Origin of the sequence: Bacillus sp. B28, from assembly GCF_029536185.1 — a bacterium.
GTDB classification, from domain to species: Bacteria; Bacillota; Bacilli; order Bacillales; family Bacillaceae; genus Bacillus; species Bacillus halotolerans.
In genome coordinates this window covers 1088201-1105493 of the sequence record NZ_CP120511.1, presented here as the reverse complement: position 1 = coordinate 1105493, position 17293 = coordinate 1088201, and the positions used below count along the sequence as shown (strand labels likewise).

Below are 17293 nucleotides of genomic sequence, written 5' to 3'. Positions count from 1 at the left end.
AATTCTAATTTTTTATCAAAAAAACTGAATTTTTGTGATAGGATAATTGTATTATTTATTACATTAACGTGGAAAACAGGGAGAGATCACGATGGAACGTACAACGAATTTTAACGCAGGTCCTGCAGCGCTGCCATTAGAAGTTCTGCAAACAGCACAGAAAGAGTTTATTGATTTTAATGAATCCGGCATGTCCGTTATGGAGCTTTCCCACCGCAGTAAAGAATATGAAGCGGTGCATCAAAAAGCGAAAAGCTTGCTGATTGAACTGATGGGCATCACGGAAGACTATGACATTCTGTTTCTTCAAGGCGGGGCAAGCCTTCAATTCTCAATGCTTCCGATGAACTTTTTAACACCTGAAAAAACCGCTCATTTTGTGATGACAGGCGCTTGGTCTGAAAAAGCGCTCGCTGAAGCGAAACTGTTCGGAAACACATCTGTAACGGCGACAAGCGAATCAGACAATTACAGCTACATTCCCGAGGTTGACCTTACAGATGTAAAAGACGGCGCATATTTACATATTACATCTAACAATACGATTTTCGGCACACAGTGGCAGGAATTCCCGAATTCTCCAATTCCGCTCGTCGCTGACATGTCCAGCGATATTTTAAGCCGAAAAATCGATGTATCCAAATTTGACGTCATTTACGGCGGTGCCCAAAAAAACCTTGGCCCTTCAGGTGTTACTGTTGTCGTAATGAAAAAATCATGGCTGCAAAATGAAAATGACAACGTTCCGAAAATCCTTAAATATTCAACACATGTCAAAGCGGATTCTCTTTACAACACTCCGCCTACATTTGCCATTTATATGCTGAGCCTCGTCCTTGAATGGCTGAAGAAAAACGGCGGAGTTGAAGCCGCTGAACAGCGCAACGAACAAAAAGCACAGGTTCTTTACAGCTGCATTGACGAAAGCAATGGCTTCTATAAAGGCCATGCCAGAAAGGACAGCCGTTCACGCATGAACGTTACCTTTACGCTCCGTGATGACGAATTAACGAAAAAGTTCGTTCAGGAGGCAAAAGAAAGAAAAATGGTAGGCCTTGGCGGACATCGTTCAGTAGGAGGCTGCCGTGCTTCCATTTATAATGCGGTGTCACTGGAAGACTGTGAAAAATTAGCTGCGTTCATGAAGAAATTCCAGCAGGAAAATGAGTAAAAAGTCTGGCTGTGCAAACCATTCGTTTGGTATACTGTTTGCATAATAAATTCTTTAAGCCTTCGCAATAAATGATGAGCATATTATTGGAGGGCAAAAAGCTTAGCAGAGGAGAGCATAGTTATGAAAACAAAAGAGTTAGTCATTATGGCTCTGTTTGCCGCAATCGGCGCAGCGCTCCATTCCATTATTCCGCCCTTTTTAGGCGGGATGAAACCAGATATGATGCTGATCATGATGTTTATGGGCATCCTTCTGTTCCCGCGGGTGCAAAATGTACTCGTTATCGGGATTGTGACCGGAATCATTTCAGCTCTTACAACCGCGTTTCCGGCCGGACAGATTCCGAATATCATTGACAAACCTGTATCAGCGTTTCTGTTTTTCTTCCTGTTCCTTCTGGTCAGAAAGAGCCAGAAAACAGCTTCAGCCGCAGTGCTGACAGTCATCGGCACCATCTTATCAGGAACTGTATTTTTAACGTCAGCTTTATTTATCGTCGGTTTGCCTGGCGGTTTCGCCGCATTATTCGCCGCAGTCGTTCTTCCGGCAGCTGTATTGAATACAATTGCCATGATCATGATGTATCCCATTGTGCAAACCATTTTAAGACGCTCAAGTTTTATGGAAGCTGCAAAATAAATGTGACACAAAACCTCTTCCGCTTCCGGGAGAGGTTTTTTTAAAAAAAGAGCCCGCAGCATGTCAGCATGTTTTAAGCGAGGAGTTTTGTGAAAAAGATAAGACATAGTGTAAAGGCGGTTCCGGTTGAACAAACAAGCGCTTTCTGCCGGATGACTTTCTTCGGCGGATAAGAAGCAGCCTGGCTGAGAAGTCTGATATAGTAAATGGCGCCTGTTGCAAAGGCAAGGGTGATGCAGGATAACACAATCATAAAGACAGACAACCTTCTCCCTCCTTTTCACTTAAAAAATATGCTAAAATAAAGCAAGCTATGTATAGAAGTTCATTCTTCGAACAAAATTGAAAAAGTTGCATGTATCATATTTCAAGAAAAAAACGGGGTGATTTTAATGGCGGACGGACGTTCTCTATTAACAGGACTATTCGTGGGCGGCATCATCGGAGGTGCTGCAGTTCTTCTATCAGCACCTTCTTCAGGTAAACAGCTGCGTGAAAAAATCAAAACCAATTGCGATTCTTTTGAAGAAACGATCAAGCGCTTAAAATCAGACGGCTTAACTTTAAAGGACCAGCTAGTGAAAGCGGCAAAAGAAAGTGCAGATGTCATTAAAGACGTGAGCGGTGAACTGCAAACCTCAATTAAAAAATGGCAGGAAGAGATCAAACCTCATCAGCAGGATCTTCAAAAAGAAATCGCCGATATTGAAGAAAAAATCAAACAGCTGGAGAAAACCTTACAAAACTAATATCCTATTCAAAGGAAAAAAGTGCGGGTCAAAACATGACCTGCACTTTTTTTATTCGCAAAAGCCTTTCCTAGCAATGGCTCAAGAATTTATTAAAAAATTCTTACATTTTCATCTTTATTAATCTTTATTTTATTGGCATAATAGAGAAAAAGATAAAGAGAAGCAGGTGACGTAATGAATCAAGTGGAACCGCCTTATGATGTGAAAGAGGCTCTGGTCTTCACCCAGAAAATGGCTCAGCTTAGCAAAGCTCTTTGGAAATCGATTGAGAAGGATTGGCAGCAATGGCTCAAACCGTATGACCTGAATATTAATGAGCACCATATTTTATGGATTGCTTATCAGCTGAATGGAGCTTCCATTTCTGAAATTGCAAAGTTCGGAGTCATGCACGTTTCAACGGCATTTAACTTTTCAAAAAAGCTTGAAGAACGCGGGTATTTAAGGTTTTCAAAACGGCTGAACGATAAACGAAACACATATGTTCAGCTGACTGAGGAAGGAACTGAGGTATTCTGGAGCTTGCTTGAAGAATTTGATCCGACGCGCAACGCGGTTTTTAAAGGGTCACAGCCTCTGTATCATTTATTCGGAAAGTTCCCTGAAGTGGCAGAAATGATGTGTATGATCCGCCATATATACGGCGATGATTTTATGGAAATCTTTGAAACATCACTCACAAATATCGACAACGACTTTGAAAGCGTAAACGGAAAACTGAAGAAAAAAGCAACGGACACTGCTGCGGATGAATCAGCCGAAGAACTTGAACCTGTAAACAGTTAATCAAAGTGTCTGATAATGTCTATAAAAACTTCCATCAGTTCTTTATAAAGCCCCTGCTCATACAGGGCAAAAATCGTTTCATGAACATCTAATTTTTCGTTCAGCTGTCCGGCAAAAAGCGCAAGGAGCTTATCAAAGGTTACAAATCCTTGCGCTTTTTGTGCTGCCAGCTCCTCCGACAATTCACCGCATATGCGCACAACCTCTTCCCCTTCTTCTCTGCTCAGCCCTTTATCAATCAGCAGCGCATAGAAAGGGTACCTGTCCATATCCACTGTTTTCACTAATAATTGTATGTAATATTCCAATCGCTCAATGCGATGATCCATCGAATCCATCCACACCACTTCTTTCTATCTTTAATCTTATTTTAGCTGATAATTCACTGAGAAGAAAGTTCTAACCCCATATTTCATAGATTGTTTGCTCCTTTCAAAAAAATACCTATTGAAAGATATTTTTTCTTAAAAAAGCATTGATTTTTTTTCTTGGGAGGAGTAAATTATTTTGAGATTCTATTCAAGATGTACGGAAGGATGACTTTGATGAATTGCTGGAAAACCATAAATCTGATGAAAGATTATGGTGCCGTTCGCATAATATTGATTGCTGTGTGTTTCATGATTATGGTTTTTATATCTAACTTCTTAGCATTTGAGCTGTTGCGGCCTAAAACAAGCTTGAGCGATGAATATGTACCGCTGTTCGGCGTTTTGCTCGTCGTTATTTTATTTGTACATAAAGTCATCCATGTCCTGCCGATCATCTGCAAAAAAAGAAAAATAGAAAAAAAGATTTATATATGGCGTATGCGAACGTGGAAACGAATACCGAAAACGACGATGCTGATTTCACTGTTAAGCCCTTTTATGCTGATAACACCTGTATTATTTTACGCCGCGCTGGCGTTTCCGAATCACGCCCATTACTTCTGCATGATTTCAGGCATTCATGCAGGCTACTGTCTGCCGGACTTTTTGCTGGCTCTGAAGCTGATGCAAGCACCGAAAGCATGCTTTATCGATCAGGAAGCAGACGGTTTTGATATTTTGGTCGAAAAGTAGCTGACGCTTGGCGCTGTACCGATTTTTCAGTTTACATTCTATCTTTTTTGATAAATATTTGGTAATGTAATATGGGAGCAGTTCAGAGAGAGGGGGAATCTCCCATCATTTTATTCTATTTTATCGTGACTGCCTTGTTTATTGTTTACTTTATAAACAGGCTCACCAATACATTATGCCTTGTCAGAGAGATTCCTGAAGAGCGCCAGGATAAGGTATTTCGATTTATCAATGTATGTATATTAATTTTACTGATCTCTTCATTTGTGGAGATATCCTTTACTGTTTAAATATGAAGGAAGTAAAGAAAGCATAGCTGCCGGTCTCTGTAGAACCGGCAGCTATGCTTTTTTGCATTGATTAGTAAAGCCAAGAAGCGCCGATGATAATCAACAAGATAAATAAGACGACCAATAAAGCGAAACCGCCTGCAAATACTTCACCCATCTTAAAAAGCACCTCCTGTAAAAAGCTTTATTTTCCAATTACATCTTATGCAGTTAATTGATGAAACGATTAGGCGCTTGTGAAAGCAAAGGATCGCTTATTCAACAAGCGATCCCTTTTGCTGCTTAGTAGATGTAAGCTGCACCTACAATGATAAGCAAAATGAACAGTACAACAAGCAAAGCGAAACCGTTTGAATATCCTCCGCTCATGTTACATACCTCCTTTTCTTGATCAATATATTTGTATGTCATCAGCGAAAGTTTGACTAGACGAATGCCCTTTATTTAAAATCTTTTTACAGAAAGCCACAATATGTTATGATACGCATAGGCAATTCAATTTGGAATGATTAGGAGTGTTTGAAAACAATGAAGAAAATCGCAATAGCAGCTATCACTGCTACAAGCATCCTCGCTCTCAGTGCTTGCAGCAGCGGCGACAAAGAAGTCATCGCAAAAACAGACGCAGGCGATGTGACAAAAGGCGAACTTTACACAAACATGAAAAAACAAACTGGAGCGAGCGTCCTCACTCAGCTGGTGCAAGAAAAAGTTTTGGACAAGAAATACAAAGTATCAGATAAAGAAATTGACAACAAGATGAAAGAATACAAAACACAGCTCGGCGATCAATATACTGCGTTAGAAGATCAATATGGAAAAGATTACCTCAAAGAACAAGTTAAATATGAATTGCTTACACAAAAAGCAGCTAAAGATAACATCAAGGTTACAGATGACGAAATTAAAGAATACTGGGAAAACTTAAAAGGCCAAATTCGCGCAAGCCACATCCTTGTCGCTGACAAAAAGACAGCTGAGGAAGTAGAGAAAAAGCTGAAAAAAGGTGAGAAATTTGATGCCCTTGCGAAGGAATACTCTACAGACACAGGCTCAGCTAAAAACGGTGGCGAACTTGGCTGGATTTCAAAAGATAACGAACAACTGGATTCCACATTCAGAAAAGCTGCATTTAAGTTGAAAACAAACGAAGTCAGCGACCCTGTGAAAACACAATTTGGCTACCATATCATTAAAAAGACTGAAGAACGCGGAAAATATGAAGATATGAAAAAAGAGCTGAAATCTGATGTTCTCGACCAAAAACTTAATGACAACACAGCTGTGCAGGCAGCCGTTCAAAAAGTAATGAAAAAAGCTGACATCGATGTGAAGGATAAAGATTTGAAGGATACATTTAAAACTTCTGCTTCTACTAGCGGTTCTTCAAACAGTTCTAAATAATAAAAAAAGCTGTGCAGGCTCACTGAGCTGCGCAGCTTTTTTTATGCGATGGAATGATTTTGGTTTTCTTCCTCACGCTGCTGGGACGTGCGGCGTTCTTTTTCTTTTTCCATCCTTTCAATATAAACCTGACCTTCTTTTTCAATAAAAGACTGGTCTAACTTATCTTCCTCTTTGGCTGCTGAAACCAGCTTATATGCACTGAAAATGATACCCACAATACAAAGATATACCCACCATGGAAAAAACAACACGGGCTTCTCCCCCTTTTGCATAGATTCTTTATTTTTAACCTTATGCAGGAATGAGACAGGTTATGAGCGGGAAAAGCATGTAAAAAAGGACTGAGCTGAACATGTCAGCTTCAGTCCTTTTTGATTATTGATGAAAAGTCGGTTTATAAAAGGAACGGTTTTCAAGTGCAAATACACGTTCAGTGTACTCACCCGGCTTCACGCGCTCCAGCGCTCTGTCCATCATATTCATTTTCGCATCCAGATTATCAATATAGTGCAAAATTTCCGCTTCTTTTACCATCGGCGGTTTTGGGCTGCCCCACTCTGCTTTGCCGTGATGGCTCAGGATCAAGTGCTGAAGAATCAACACCTCTTCAGAATCGATTTGAAGCTCCTCAGCCGCTTTGGACAGCTCTGTGACCATAATGGAAATATGGCCAAGCAGATTGCCTTCTACTGTATAGGAAGTGGAAACGGGCCCGGACAGCTCTTTCACTTTTCCGAGATCGTGAAGGATAACTCCTGCATAAAGAAGATCACGGTCAAGAGACGGATATAAATCAGCAATTGCTTTTGCCAGATTCAGCATAGAGACGACGTGATACGCTAAACCTGAGACAAACTCGTGATGATTTTTCGTAGCCGCCGGGTAATCCATAAATTCTGCTTCGTGCTTTTTGACCAAATATCTTGTTATCCGCTGGATATTTGGATTTTTCATTTCAAATATATATTGAGTGATGGTATCCAGCATTTCATTTTTCGGAATCGGCGCAGTTTCCAAAAAATCATCAATATTGACGTTTTCATTCTCGCTCACCGGTCTGATATTTCTCAGCTTCAGCTGGGTGCGTCCGCGGTAATGGTGGACATCCCCCACAACCTTAACGATCGTCTGCGGCGCATAGGTTACTTCATCACTTTGCTTGGCATCCCACAGCTTGGCTTCAATATCACCTGACTGGTCTTGAAGCATCAGAGTTAAAAACGGTTTTCCATTGCTTGCAATCCCTTTTGTTAAGGATTTGATCAATAGATATTGGTCAACCTGTTCGCCAACCTCATGTAGCATAATCCCTTTAGCCATACTATTAAAGCTCCCTCCGTATCTTACATAATATCAGTATATCACATACCGATTTTCAGCTATATAACCTCATTTATGATACTAAATGGATGATTTGATCACTTTGAAACGCATTTTTTACATGTTCATGGCATGTAAAATAGAAAATCTGCCGTTCTCCTCCTGATAAAACAGCAAGCATTTCCAGCACACGGTTCAGACGTTTCTGATCGAAATGTACAAAGCTGTCGTCGAGCTGGAATGGCAGCATTGCCCCATCCTGACGAGTAACGGCCAGAGCGAAACGAATTGCTGTATACAGCTGTTCACACGTGCCCTGAGACAGCTCTTCCGCCTGAAATACCGTTCCAGCGCTGTTCATGACCATGATGGAATCATCTGTTTCGGAAAAATAAATCGATTGATAGCTGCCGTCAGTCAGCGGGCGGAAGAATTCTCCAGCCGTCTCCAAAAGACGCGGCAGGCCGACTTTTTTATGCCGCTCCATTTTGTTTCTGATCACATGTCTGACCATTTGAATCGATGCCCATTTTTTTGCAGATTCTTTCACACGCTCTTTTTGCATTTCGGTTTGCAATTTGAGATCCGAGACCAATCCCGAAGCCTCTAGCTGTTCCTGTTTGACCAAAACCATTGCGATTTGAGCGCGCAGCTGTTTCGTCTCCTCATCGAGCCGTTCTTTTTTTTCATGTTCCTGCAGTCGTTTTTGTTCCAATTCAGAAAGAGTGCCGGAGCCCGCCAGATGAAGTTCTGCTGAGCTGACACCTTGAAGCTGCGCATTTACGTTATACAGCTTTGTGTCAATATCCTTCAATTTCTTGCTGATATCGGCTATGGCGAAAAACTCATTTCTGTCTTTTGCACCCGCCTCAGTGAATAATTGTTCGATCTGCGCTTGGAAATACCGTATTTCTTGCTCCAGCTCCAGCACCTGCTCTTCGTGAAATTGGATATCTGTTTCAATTTCTCTTTTTTGCTTCTCGATCTCTTTTTCGCGTTCCGCATTTTTCCGCAGTGCGTGAAGGACATCAGCCACGGGGGTTTGAGAATCGTTTTTGTCAGGATGCAGCATTCTGACGCGTTCCTCAAATGTCCGCCGATGCTTTTGAAGTCTCCCGGCTTCGATCGTTAGCTCATGTTTTTTCTTCACTTCTTTTTTTACATCCTTCATTACATTGTAAGCATCCAGCAAGAAGGAAGGGTCTTCCTTAAATCCGAGTTCATTCATGAATTGCTCAGCTTGGCTGAAGGAGGGAGCCATATCGGCCTCCCATTGTTCGAATTGCTGGATGATCCTTTCATAAGCCGCCTCTTTCTGCTGGAGCTCTGCCCGCAACGATGTGAGGTGCTGTTTATTGCGGTCATCCTCCCATAACGCTTCTCTAATCGCTTCGGCTTCTCGCGGAGAAATATCCGTCTCTGGCTCTTTCCTCTCCCTTACTTCTTCAGAAGACAGCAGCTTTCTGCCAGTTGTAAAGGCATACAGCATGAGTGCAGCGCCGACACATATGGCTGGAATCCATTGCCCCAGCAGCAGAAAGAGAACCATGAAGAGAATGCCTGCCGCAATCACGATCTTCTTTTGTTTCGCCTGCTGCCTTTCGAAGAACTTCAGCTGTTCCCTCAGTTTCATCTGCTCTTGATGCTGTCCCTGTGCTTCATCATATGCTGTAAGAGCGGCTTCTTTTTCTTTTCTTTGGCTGTTTTCAAGTATAGCGGAAGATACGTCACGAACTGCCCTTTCAGCGTCTTCCAGCTCGCGCCGCGCCGCTTCAAACGCTTCGTCAAGCTGTCTTTTTCTGTCTCTTGCCTGCACGTAATGCCGCACCGCCTGCTGGAGCTGCCATTCATAGTCATAGGACGTGTTCATATTCATCAGTTCATTTTCATCTGTTTTATTCAGCTGCTCCAGCCCGGCCGCTGCCTGTGAAGAGGACTGGCGCAGCTGAGCCTGGATGGCGGCAAGCTGTTCCCCGTAGGATTGGTACATATGATATGCTGATGATAGCTCTAGAATAAGCGCTTCATTCGCCAATATATCCTCATTCGGGTTAAGCTTTTGCAGCTGTTTGTCCAACTCTGCAAGCTTTACCCGAAGCGCCTCCAGCTGTGCGGATTTCGGATGAAGATGGGATTCATACTTTTCTAATCGATGTAATCCGTCAGCAGGGAATTGCCCCGCATGCTCCGGATATTGTCCAACCGCCTGTTCCAGCACAGTTTTTTCGATTAGCACCGGCTTCAGTTCAATGGCTCTGTCGATGTTTCGAATATGTTCCGCAGTCTCTTTCAGCTCTGTTTCAGCAGCAGCAAGACGGGATTCGAGCGTTCTTTTCTCCTCAAGTAGCTGATGATAGCCCGCCTCCTCCGCTTCAGCCTGCTTCAGCTTTGCTGCCAGCTGCTTCAGCGTTTCCAGCTCCTGATTCAAATGAGGGTTTCGGCCGTTTGGTTTAAAGAGCCTTTCGCTTTCCTTCATCAGTCTTGAATCAAGCTTTGATACGGCTTCAGCGCCAAACAGACTGGAAAACAGCAGGAATTCTCCAATCTTGTCCCGATTAAAGGCGTGAATTTCCTGCAATCCGAATACGTCAAACGAATAAATGGCTTTGTACAGCGCCCTGTCCGTACCCTGGAACAGCTGCTTCAGAAAATCTTCCTGCTTTACTTCTCCGGTTTCTGTGTACACCCTTACCTTCTCAGCGGTTCCTTTCGTCCGTTCAATCTTCATCACGCCGTATTCAGGGTGCTCAGCCTCAAGAACACCGCCATACACACCGCCTGATTTCGGTTCATATTTTTTCGATTTCGGAAAACCAAACAGCATGCTTTCGATAAATGACATCATCGTCGTTTTTCCTGCCTCATTTAATCCGTAGATTAATTGGACAGGCGAGGCGGAAAAGTGAAAGGTTCGATTTGAAAATTTTCCGTATTGGTAGATATGTATTGATATGATTCGCATAACTTTCACCGCCTCATGACTCAAGCACCTTAAGCTGTCTTTTCAATAAAACCTGTGCCTGCTCTTTTATTTCCTTTATCTCCTCTTGACTAAACCGGTCTGCGTGTCTCCTATATACAGGATGCCGCTCAAGTCCTTCAAGCACACCTGCAAGATCAGTCTGTTCAATGTCTTCCAATAAACCGCCGAAAAAAGGATCAAGGCTCTTAAGCTCTGCTTCATTTTCCGTCTCATCTTCCAATGAGAGCGGCCATATAAAATTCTCCTCGTCCACCTCTTGCTCCTGAAAGGCTTCAAGGAGCTCGTCCAGTGAACCTCTCGGCGCATCCGATAACCATTCTGGCGCGGTCCCCTGTAATACGAGCTTCACACAAGCAGGAGTCCCTTTTTTCCGCAGCTTTGAAAACGTGTCCTCGACAATTTGAAAGAGCGCGGTCATATTCTCTATCGCTGACACATCAACTTCTGCTTTCTCCCACAGGACGTCATGCGCTTTCTTAAATTCATAGGAAATATCTCCGCGCTCCACTCGGACAAGATAAAAGCCTTTATCTCCTGTCTCCTTCATATGGCGCGCTTGAGGATTTCCCGGATATATCACGGCCGGATTCCCGGCAGAAAGAACCTGGCGTTTGTGAATATGGCCAAGCGCCCAATAATCCATCCCGCTTTTCACAAGATCATCCTGAGTAAACGGGCAATATGGATCGTGTCCTTCAGATCCTGATAACGTGCCGTGGAGCATCCCGATATGAAAGGGCGCGTCAGTTGATCTCCGGTAGCGGGCGGCTTGGTTTTCCGTCACAGCTCTGGTCTGATAGCTGAAACCGTAAATGCTTGCTGCGCGCCTGCCATCCTTATAAAACGATTTTTCTTCAGGGACTGGGGATGTAAACATGTGAACATTCTCCGGCCATTCAATCGGCGTCCATTCTCCGCCGAGATGATCATGGTTCCCAAAAATCACATAGACTGAAATCCCGTACTCTCTAAGTCTATCGAACTGTTTTTTCAAAAAGAGCTGCGCCTTTAAACTTCGATTGGCCTCATCAAACAAATCCCCCGCCAGCAAAACGAAATCAACGTTCTCTGTGATTGCAGCGTCTATGATATGTCTCACGCTTGAAAACGTGCTTTCTTTGATCCGGGCAAAAATGGGTTCCGGCAGATGCGATATCCCGTAAAACGGGCTGTCGAGATGAAGATCTGCCGCATGAATAAAGGTTAGATCAGTCAACATTCTGCTCCTTTCCAGGATGAAGTACCCTTATTTTAGCACCGATTTCTTACGAATGCACGTTCTGTCAAAACGAATACAATCAAAAACAGCCTGAGCATCCCCAGGCTGTTTTTCCAATCAGCTTTTTGACAAACGCAGCGCTTGTTTGATTGCTTTAAACGCGCTTGAGTTGCCGTAAATCAAGACGCCGCCTTTATAAATTCTGGCGCCAATGACGGCAAGTATGATAATGGTGAGCAGTGTTATCCCGATGCCGGCAGCCGCCTGCCAAAACGGAATATCAAGCATGCCGACGCGTAAGAACATAATCATCGGCGTAAAGAACGGGATAAACGATGTGACCGTAATAAATCCTGCGTCCGGAGCGTTTAGTCCGAACATGGCAATCATAAAACCGGCAACCACCAACAGCGTCATCGGTGTGATCGTTTGCTGCACGTCCTCTATTCTGCTGACGACGCTGCCAAGAAACGCGGCCAGTGTCGCATATAAAAAGTAACCGAGCAAAAAGAAAATAACAGCATATATCACGGTAGAAACGGGAACGTCGGTCAGATTAAGAAAACCGCCGACAGATGAAGCCGTTTCGCTCGTTTTGTTCAGCTTCAGCGATAGATATCCGGCAGAAATAATGACAGCAAGCTGTGTTATTCCGACGAGCCCGATGCCTAACAGCTTTGCAAACATTTGCTGGATCGGCGGCATGCTTGAGATGAGGATTTCCATGACACGCGAAGATTTTTCGGTCGCAACCTCCATCGCAATCATGCTGGCATACATAATAACGGAGAAATATATGACAAACAGCATAATGTAAACAAGTCCCATCGCCTGCCCCAGCTCTTCCTCAGACTTTGCACCCTCTTTCAGCGCCTCCTGCCCGACAGTGACAGGCGCATAGAGGCTGCTGATGGTTTCCTGCGAAACGCCGAGCTCCTCTGTTCCAACAGCGGTTTTTGTTTGTGTTAACGCCTGCTGCAGTGTTTGATACGTGCTTTCATCCGAAATCGTTAACGCTTTGTACGTCCCTGAGATCGTCCCTTTTTCATCTCTTTTGATAATGAGCATCCCATCAAGCGTTTCCTCTTTGACTTGCTTTATAACCTTTTCCTCTGATTGCTTAGACTGCTCCACATCAAGATCGCTGTCAGTATCGACTGCTTTCAGCTGCTTAGAGAAAATCGGATATAATTCGTTTGTTTCATCAATAACAGCAATTTTCTCTTTTGTATCTTCTCCTTGAAACATGGAAATGATCGATTCTAAATTGGTGACAGCCAATACAAGCAGAACCGTAATGACAGTAGAAATAATAAAAGACTTTGCCATAATCTTATTTTTGTATGTATGAGAAAGCATGATCAAAAATTTATTCATAGACGGCCCCCACCTTTTCTATAAAAATATCATGGAGTGACGGCTCTTCAAGCTCAAACTTTCGAATAAATCCTTTTCCTTGGAGCATGGCGAAGATCTCTTGAGAGATGTCTTCATTGGCAATTTGCAGCTTTACGCCGCCGGCCGTTTCTTTCCATTGCGTAATTCCTTCATGCCCCTGTAAAAAATGTAGATCGTCATCGGAATGAATGGTCACATTCTTTTTGCCGAATGAACGTTTAATTTCCTTCAGTCTGCCTTGCACAACAGGTTTCCCTTTTTGCAAAATACAAAGGTGCTCACACAGCTCCTCGACATGCTCCATCCGATGGCTGGAAAATAAAATCGAGACACCGCTGTTTTTCAAAGAGATAACAGCCTCCTTCAACAGCTCGACATTGACAGGGTCCAGCCCGCTGAATGGTTCATCGAGAATCAGCAGCTCAGGCTTATGCAAAACCGACGAAATAAACTGGATTTTCTGCTGGTTTCCTTTTGAAAGCTCTTCTACTTTTTTATTCTCGTATTCTGTTATATTGAACCGTTCAAGCCATGTTCCGAGCTCTTTTACGGCTTCGCGTTTCTCCATGCCTTTTAATCTTGCCAGATAGACAAGCTGGTCCTTTACCTTCATTTTCGGATATAGTCCGCGCTCTTCCGGCAAATATCCGATTTTGTTGCTCATACTGTAGTTGACGGGACGGCCTTTCCAGCTGATCGTACCCTCCGTAATGCTTAATAAGCCGAGAATCATGCGAAAGGTCGTCGTTTTTCCCGCTCCGTTTGCGCCTAAGAGGCCAAACATTTGCTGTTCCGGAATTTCCAAATTCAAACCGTCAACCGCTTTATAATCTCCAAATGTCTTCGTTACGTGATCAATCGTCAGCACCGAATCTCCTCCTTCCCTGACCCATTATATACTATATTTGGTTAAAACATAATAAAGGATTTTGGTTTGCTATTTAGAATATAAATGAAGAAAGAACGATAAATGATGAAGTTGGAGGCGAAATATGATGGCGGAGTATTTTCTTACGGCTTTTGATCCTTCGGGAGAAACACTGATAAACGAGCGATTTGAGGCGGAAAACGAAGATGCGGCAAGACAGCAGGGTGAAGCCCTGTTAAAGGAAAAAGAGCTTCATAATCATACCCATCGTTTAGTGAATGCAGCCGGAAAGCTGATTTTGTTTCAGAGATGATCAGCTTCCCGGCTGATCTGTTATGCTTGAAACTTCGGCTCCCGTTTCTCTAAAAATGCACGGATTCCTTCCTGGTGATCTTTGGTCCTCCTCATTCTCTCCTGGGCTCTTCGTTCAAGAGCCAGCACCTTCTTCAATTCATCAATATGGAGGCTTTGAAAAATGGCTTTCGTCTCAATCATTGCCAATAGGGGCGAGGCTAAAAGCGTTTCAACATAAGGTCTTGCACCTTCCATAGGATCTCCGTTAAATGTTCCATCCAAGAGACCCATACCAGCCGCTTCTTCAGCGGATAGCTTTTTCCCGCTCCAAATCAGCTTTTTCGCTTTCGCTTCCCCAATCCTTTTTTTCAGCAAATAATGTCCCCCGCCATCAGGAACAAGGCCGATGCCGATAAAGTTCATTGCAAGAACGGCATTTTTCTCCGCAAGCACAATGTCAGCACATAGTGCTAAACTCAAGCCCAGCCCCGCGGCAGCACCATGGACAGCGGCAATTGTCACTTTTTTCATTTCGTATAACGTTAAAGTAATGGCTTCGATCGTATCCATCAGCTGCCTAAATTGATCAGGGTCATGCTCAGAGGTCATCATCCGTATATCGCCGCCTGCCGAAAAACCTTTTCCGGTACCTCTCAGGAGGACGATGAGCGCCTCGCTTTCAGAAACCTTTTCACACGCCTCCTTCAGCTCGAAAAGCATTTGCTCATTCAAGGCGTGATGAGCATCAGGGCGATTCAGCACAATTTCTGCCACAGGCCCCTTCAGTTCATATTGAATATAATCCATATGAAACACCTCCATGTATACGCTTTCTTTTTTTCTTTCTCATATACATTCCCCGCCGTCCTTAAAGAAACCTTTTTTATTTTTCAAGGTCAATAGATACTGAAAAATGCATATCATTTGAATGGGAACATAAAGTTTTATATAGTGAAATGGAAGGGATATAGAATGAGAAAGGGGGAAGGTAACTTGGATAAATTAATAATCAGCTTTCTATTAAGCTTATTTATGGTGTGCTTTCCCCCTTCTGACGTGGTCCTGCCCTCCCAGTTTGATGCAAGCACTGACAGCTATGTGCCAATGGCCTCATATCCGAAAGAATCACAATCAGCCAAAACGCCTTCACCGGGCAGTCTGCATCTGGCGGAGTTTATGAAAGAGTACAATCCATTGGCGCAGTCGATCAGAACGTTATCTGTCAAGCCGCTTGATGATCCTCACATCAACAGGCTGGAAAGGGTTTGTGCCGTCCCTGTCAAATACCAGTCTAATTACCTCCGAATATGAATGTATACCGTTTTGTTTGTACCCTATCTTTTATGCCAACACTACATTCGGAGGGATTTTCATTGAATATAAAAGAAAACGATTTGCCGGGAATCGGCAAAAAATTTGAAATTGAAACAAGAAACCGCGAAAAAATGACGATTATCATTCATGATGACGGAAGAAGGGAAATCTATCGGTTTGATGACCGGGATCCCGATGAGCTTCTTTCCAATATTTCATTGGATGATTCTGAAGCAAGGCAAATTGCCGCCATTTTGGGCGGCATGGTCTATAAGCCGCAGGCACTGGAATCCATCGAGATGGCGTTTAGCGACCTCATTATTGAATGGTTTAAGGTGGAAAAAGGTGCGAAGTCAATCGGGCGCACCCTCGGCGAACTTGATGTCCGTCAAAACTATGATGTCACTGTCATCGCCATCATTAAACATAACCAGCAAAAGTTTTTAAATCCGGGTGCGGACTCGGTGATTGAAGAAGATGATACCCTTGTCCTCTCAGGTGAAAGAAAGCATCTGAAGAAACTGACTCATGATTTTCTTTCTAGAGAGGGCGTGTGATCAGCGGATGGATCATCTTGTGTTTGAAGTCGGAACTGCGCTTGTGCTTGTGGCAATTGCCAGTGTCATCGCAAATAAAATTAAGTTTTCAATTATCCCGTTTCTCATTATTTTAGGGATGCTGCTTGGCCCTCATGCCCCTAAAGTCGGGATCATTGACCTCACGTTTATAGAAAGCAGTGAAATCATTGAGTTTTTCGGGCGGATGGGCGTGCTTTTCCTCCTTTTCTATCTCGGACTTGAATTCTCTGTCGGAAAGCTGATCAAATCTGGAAAATCCATCGCAATTGGCGGATCAATTTATATTTTGATTAACTTCACCCTCGGCCTGCTTTATGGCTTTATCACCGGGTTTTCTTTTCTGGAAGTCCTCGTGCTGGCAGGCGTCATCACCATTTCTTCAAGCGCGATCGTCGCAAAAGTGCTGGTCGATTTAAAAAGAACGGCCAACCCGGAAACCGAGCTGATTCTCGGCATTATTATGTTTGAGGATATTTTCCTTGCCGTGTATCTGTCTGTTGTTTCCGGCCTTGTGCTTGGAGACGCGACATCAGTCGGGAGTGCGCTTTTGTCCATTCTGATCGCATTTGGCTATATGCTGCTGTTTTTTATCGCGGCCAGAAAGCTCCCGCCGCTTTTGAATAAGCTGTTGGACATACGCTCAAACGAAGTGTTTATTATCGTCATTTTTGCAGCGCTCTTTTTCATCGCCGGATTTTCAGAGACAATTCATGTGGCAGAAGCCATCGGCGCGCTGCTGCTCGGTTTGGTCTTTTCAGAAACAGAGCATTCCGATCGGATTGAGCACCTTGTCGTTCCGTTTCGCGACTTTTTCGGCGCGATGTTCTTTTTCAGCTTCGGCCTCAGCATAGACCCTTTTTCACTTGGTGAAGCGGTTTGGCTGGCATTGGGAGCTGTGATCCTGACCATATTCGGAAACTTTATCGCCGGAATGGTGGCTGGGCGCCGCGCAGGGCTTTCTCATAAAGCCTCATCCAATATCGGTCTTACGATCGTATCACGGGGAGAGTTTTCGATTATCGTTGCCAACCTCGGCATAGCCGGCGGCCTGTCAGTTACATTAAAGCCGTTCGCCGCATTATATGTCCTCATTCTTGCGATTTTGGGGCCGTTATTAACAAAAGAATCAAAATGGATTTACCGCCAGCTGAACAAGGTGTTTAAATGGAAGCCGGACGTTCAGCCTGTGAAAAAACAGCGGGGATAA

General features: G+C 43.6%; 22 protein-coding genes. 11 read left to right on the top strand and 11 right to left on the bottom strand.

Annotation, left to right across the window (positions count from 1 at the left end):
- The first annotated feature begins 91 nt into the window (after window positions 1-91).
- Complete coding sequence (serC, locus tag P3L57_RS05415) at window positions 92-1171, top strand: 3-phosphoserine/phosphohydroxythreonine transaminase (RefSeq protein WP_069486325.1); 1080 nt, start codon at window positions 92-94, stop codon at window positions 1169-1171.
- A 123-nt stretch (window positions 1172-1294) separates the two neighbouring features.
- Window positions 1295-1813 (top strand): tryptophan transporter, encoded by a 519-nt coding sequence (locus P3L57_RS05410; RefSeq protein WP_044156554.1) that lies wholly within the window; start codon window positions 1295-1297, stop codon window positions 1811-1813.
- Between the two features lie 73 nt (window positions 1814-1886).
- Here the strand turns inward: P3L57_RS05410 and yhzF are convergent, their stop codons facing one another.
- A complete protein-coding gene (gene yhzF, locus P3L57_RS05405; RefSeq protein WP_024120779.1) occupies window positions 1887-2078 on the bottom strand; it encodes a membrane protein YhzF in 192 nt (63 codons plus the stop codon).
- 127 nt (window positions 2079-2205) lie between these two features.
- Here yhzF and P3L57_RS05400 point away from each other — a divergent pair, with 127 nt between their 5' ends.
- A complete protein-coding gene (locus P3L57_RS05400; RefSeq protein WP_024120778.1) occupies window positions 2206-2562 on the top strand; it encodes a YtxH domain-containing protein in 357 nt (118 codons plus the stop codon).
- A 177-nt stretch (window positions 2563-2739) separates the two neighbouring features.
- Window positions 2740-3351, top strand: coding sequence for an HTH-type transcriptional regulator Hpr (locus P3L57_RS05395; protein ID WP_024120777.1), 612 nt, complete (start codon window positions 2740-2742; stop codon window positions 3349-3351).
- Here the strand turns inward: P3L57_RS05395 and P3L57_RS05390 are convergent.
- Window positions 3348-3689, bottom strand: coding sequence for a YhaI family protein (locus P3L57_RS05390; RefSeq protein ID WP_024120776.1), 342 nt, complete (start codon window positions 3687-3689; stop codon window positions 3348-3350). The genes P3L57_RS05395 and P3L57_RS05390 overlap by 4 nt on opposite strands.
- Window positions 3690-3896: 207 nt before the next feature.
- Here P3L57_RS05390 and P3L57_RS05385 point away from each other — a divergent pair, with 207 nt between their 5' ends.
- Together P3L57_RS05385 and P3L57_RS05380 are read left to right on the top strand one after the other, a co-directional pair.
- The gene (locus P3L57_RS05385; protein WP_044156556.1) at window positions 3897-4415 is read left to right on the top strand and encodes a DUF3267 domain-containing protein; all 519 of its coding nucleotides are present in this window, start codon (window positions 3897-3899) and stop codon (window positions 4413-4415) included.
- 71 nt (window positions 4416-4486) lie between these two features.
- Window positions 4487-4705 carry a hypothetical protein gene (locus P3L57_RS05380; RefSeq protein WP_081638266.1) on the top strand — a complete coding sequence of 73 codons (219 nt, stop codon included), beginning with the start codon at window positions 4487-4489 and terminating at the stop codon, window positions 4703-4705.
- Between the two features lie 70 nt (window positions 4706-4775).
- Here the strand turns inward: P3L57_RS05380 and yhzE2 are convergent, their stop codons facing one another.
- On the bottom strand, window positions 4776-4862 hold the full coding sequence (gene yhzE2 / locus P3L57_RS05375) for a sporulation protein YhzE2 (RefSeq protein ID WP_003155248.1): 87 nt from the start codon (window positions 4860-4862) through the stop codon (window positions 4776-4778).
- 125 nt (window positions 4863-4987) lie between these two features.
- A complete protein-coding gene (gene yhzE1 / locus P3L57_RS05370) occupies window positions 4988-5074 on the bottom strand; it encodes a sporulation protein YhzE1 (RefSeq protein WP_003327753.1) in 87 nt (28 codons plus the stop codon).
- Window positions 5075-5233: 159 nt separating this feature from the next.
- On the opposite strand from yhzE1, the gene P3L57_RS05365 reads away from it, so the two are divergent.
- A complete protein-coding gene (locus P3L57_RS05365; protein ID WP_277617510.1) occupies window positions 5234-6109 on the top strand; it encodes a peptidylprolyl isomerase in 876 nt (291 codons plus the stop codon).
- Between the two features lie 41 nt (window positions 6110-6150).
- Here P3L57_RS05365 and P3L57_RS05360 read toward each other — a convergent pair whose 3' ends face one another.
- From P3L57_RS05360 to P3L57_RS05335, 6 genes are all read right to left on the bottom strand, one after another.
- Window positions 6151-6363 (bottom strand): sporulation YhaL family protein, encoded by a 213-nt coding sequence (locus P3L57_RS05360; RefSeq protein WP_044156559.1) that lies wholly within the window; start codon window positions 6361-6363, stop codon window positions 6151-6153.
- Between the two features lie 124 nt (window positions 6364-6487).
- On the bottom strand, window positions 6488-7432 hold the full coding sequence (gene yhaM / locus P3L57_RS05355; RefSeq protein ID WP_024120773.1) for a 3'-5' exoribonuclease YhaM: 945 nt from the start codon (window positions 7430-7432) through the stop codon (window positions 6488-6490).
- 73 nt (window positions 7433-7505) lie between these two features.
- Window positions 7506-10403 carry an ATP-binding protein gene (locus tag P3L57_RS05350; RefSeq protein WP_095532965.1) on the bottom strand — a complete coding sequence of 966 codons (2898 nt, stop codon included), beginning with the start codon at window positions 10401-10403 and terminating at the stop codon, window positions 7506-7508.
- A 4-nt stretch (window positions 10404-10407) separates the two neighbouring features.
- Window positions 10408-11634 carry a metallophosphoesterase family protein gene (locus tag P3L57_RS05345; protein WP_069486323.1) on the bottom strand — a complete coding sequence of 409 codons (1227 nt, stop codon included), beginning with the start codon at window positions 11632-11634 and terminating at the stop codon, window positions 10408-10410.
- A 117-nt stretch (window positions 11635-11751) separates the two neighbouring features.
- Window positions 11752-13011, bottom strand: a complete 1260-nt coding sequence (locus P3L57_RS05340; protein WP_069486322.1) for an ABC transporter permease — start codon at window positions 13009-13011, stop codon at window positions 11752-11754.
- Window positions 13004-13900: an ABC transporter ATP-binding protein gene (locus P3L57_RS05335; protein WP_044156564.1), complete on the bottom strand. Its 897-nt coding sequence runs from the start codon at window positions 13898-13900 to the stop codon at window positions 13004-13006. Before P3L57_RS05335 ends, P3L57_RS05340 begins: the two co-directional genes overlap by 8 nt.
- 127 nt (window positions 13901-14027) lie before the next feature.
- Between P3L57_RS05335 and P3L57_RS05330 the strand changes: the two genes are divergently transcribed.
- Window positions 14028-14213 carry a YhzD family protein gene (locus P3L57_RS05330; RefSeq protein ID WP_069486622.1) on the top strand — a complete coding sequence of 62 codons (186 nt, stop codon included), beginning with the start codon at window positions 14028-14030 and terminating at the stop codon, window positions 14211-14213.
- A 20-nt stretch (window positions 14214-14233) separates the two neighbouring features.
- Here the strand turns inward: P3L57_RS05330 and P3L57_RS05325 are convergent, their stop codons facing one another.
- A complete protein-coding gene (locus P3L57_RS05325; RefSeq protein WP_044156565.1) occupies window positions 14234-15001 on the bottom strand; it encodes an enoyl-CoA hydratase in 768 nt (255 codons plus the stop codon).
- Window positions 15002-15166: 165 nt separating this feature from the next.
- On the opposite strand from P3L57_RS05325, the gene P3L57_RS05320 reads away from it, so the two are divergent.
- The 3 genes from P3L57_RS05320 (at window position 15167) to khtU (ending at window position 17293) form a co-directional block, all read left to right on the top strand.
- Complete coding sequence (locus P3L57_RS05320; protein WP_083244444.1) at window positions 15167-15505, top strand: hypothetical protein; 339 nt, start codon at window positions 15167-15169, stop codon at window positions 15503-15505.
- Window positions 15506-15567: 62 nt separating this feature from the next.
- Window positions 15568-16065 (top strand): K(+)/H(+) antiporter subunit KhtT, encoded by a 498-nt coding sequence (khtT, locus tag P3L57_RS05315; protein ID WP_010333581.1) that lies wholly within the window; start codon window positions 15568-15570, stop codon window positions 16063-16065.
- 7 nt (window positions 16066-16072) lie between these two features.
- A complete protein-coding gene (gene khtU, locus P3L57_RS05310; RefSeq protein ID WP_069486321.1) occupies window positions 16073-17293 on the top strand; it encodes a K(+)/H(+) antiporter subunit KhtU in 1221 nt (406 codons plus the stop codon).

Coding starts and splice junctions, on each gene's coding strand:
- serC (WP_069486325.1), top strand. CDS start 92: ATGGAACGTACAACGAATTTTAACGCAGGTCCTGCAGCGCTGCCATTA.
- P3L57_RS05410 (WP_044156554.1), top strand. CDS start 1,295: ATGAAAACAAAAGAGTTAGTCATTATGGCTCTGTTTGCCGCAATCGGC.
- P3L57_RS05400 (WP_024120778.1), top strand. CDS start 2,206: ATGGCGGACGGACGTTCTCTATTAACAGGACTATTCGTGGGCGGCATC.
- P3L57_RS05395 (WP_024120777.1), top strand. CDS start 2,740: ATGAATCAAGTGGAACCGCCTTATGATGTGAAAGAGGCTCTGGTCTTC.
- P3L57_RS05390 (WP_024120776.1), bottom strand. CDS start 3,689: ATGGATTCGATGGATCATCGCATTGAGCGATTGGAATATTACATACAA.
- P3L57_RS05385 (WP_044156556.1), top strand. CDS start 3,897: ATGAATTGCTGGAAAACCATAAATCTGATGAAAGATTATGGTGCCGTT.
- P3L57_RS05380 (WP_081638266.1), top strand. CDS start 4,487: ATGGGAGCAGTTCAGAGAGAGGGGGAATCTCCCATCATTTTATTCTAT.
- yhzE2 (WP_003155248.1), bottom strand. CDS start 4,862: ATGGGTGAAGTATTTGCAGGCGGTTTCGCTTTATTGGTCGTCTTATTT.
- yhzE1 (WP_003327753.1), bottom strand. CDS start 5,074: ATGAGCGGAGGATATTCAAACGGTTTCGCTTTGCTTGTTGTACTGTTC.
- P3L57_RS05365 (WP_277617510.1), top strand. CDS start 5,234: ATGAAGAAAATCGCAATAGCAGCTATCACTGCTACAAGCATCCTCGCT.
- yhaM (WP_024120773.1), bottom strand. CDS start 7,432: ATGGCTAAAGGGATTATGCTACATGAGGTTGGCGAACAGGTTGACCAA.
- P3L57_RS05345 (WP_069486323.1), bottom strand. CDS start 11,634: ATGTTGACTGATCTAACCTTTATTCATGCGGCAGATCTTCATCTCGAC.
- P3L57_RS05340 (WP_069486322.1), bottom strand. CDS start 13,011: ATGAATAAATTTTTGATCATGCTTTCTCATACATACAAAAATAAGATT.
- P3L57_RS05330 (WP_069486622.1), top strand. CDS start 14,028: ATGGCGGAGTATTTTCTTACGGCTTTTGATCCTTCGGGAGAAACACTG.
- P3L57_RS05325 (WP_044156565.1), bottom strand. CDS start 15,001: ATGGATTATATTCAATATGAACTGAAGGGGCCTGTGGCAGAAATTGTG.
- P3L57_RS05320 (WP_083244444.1), top strand. CDS start 15,167: ATGAGAAAGGGGGAAGGTAACTTGGATAAATTAATAATCAGCTTTCTA.
- khtU (WP_069486321.1), top strand. CDS start 16,073: ATGGATCATCTTGTGTTTGAAGTCGGAACTGCGCTTGTGCTTGTGGCA.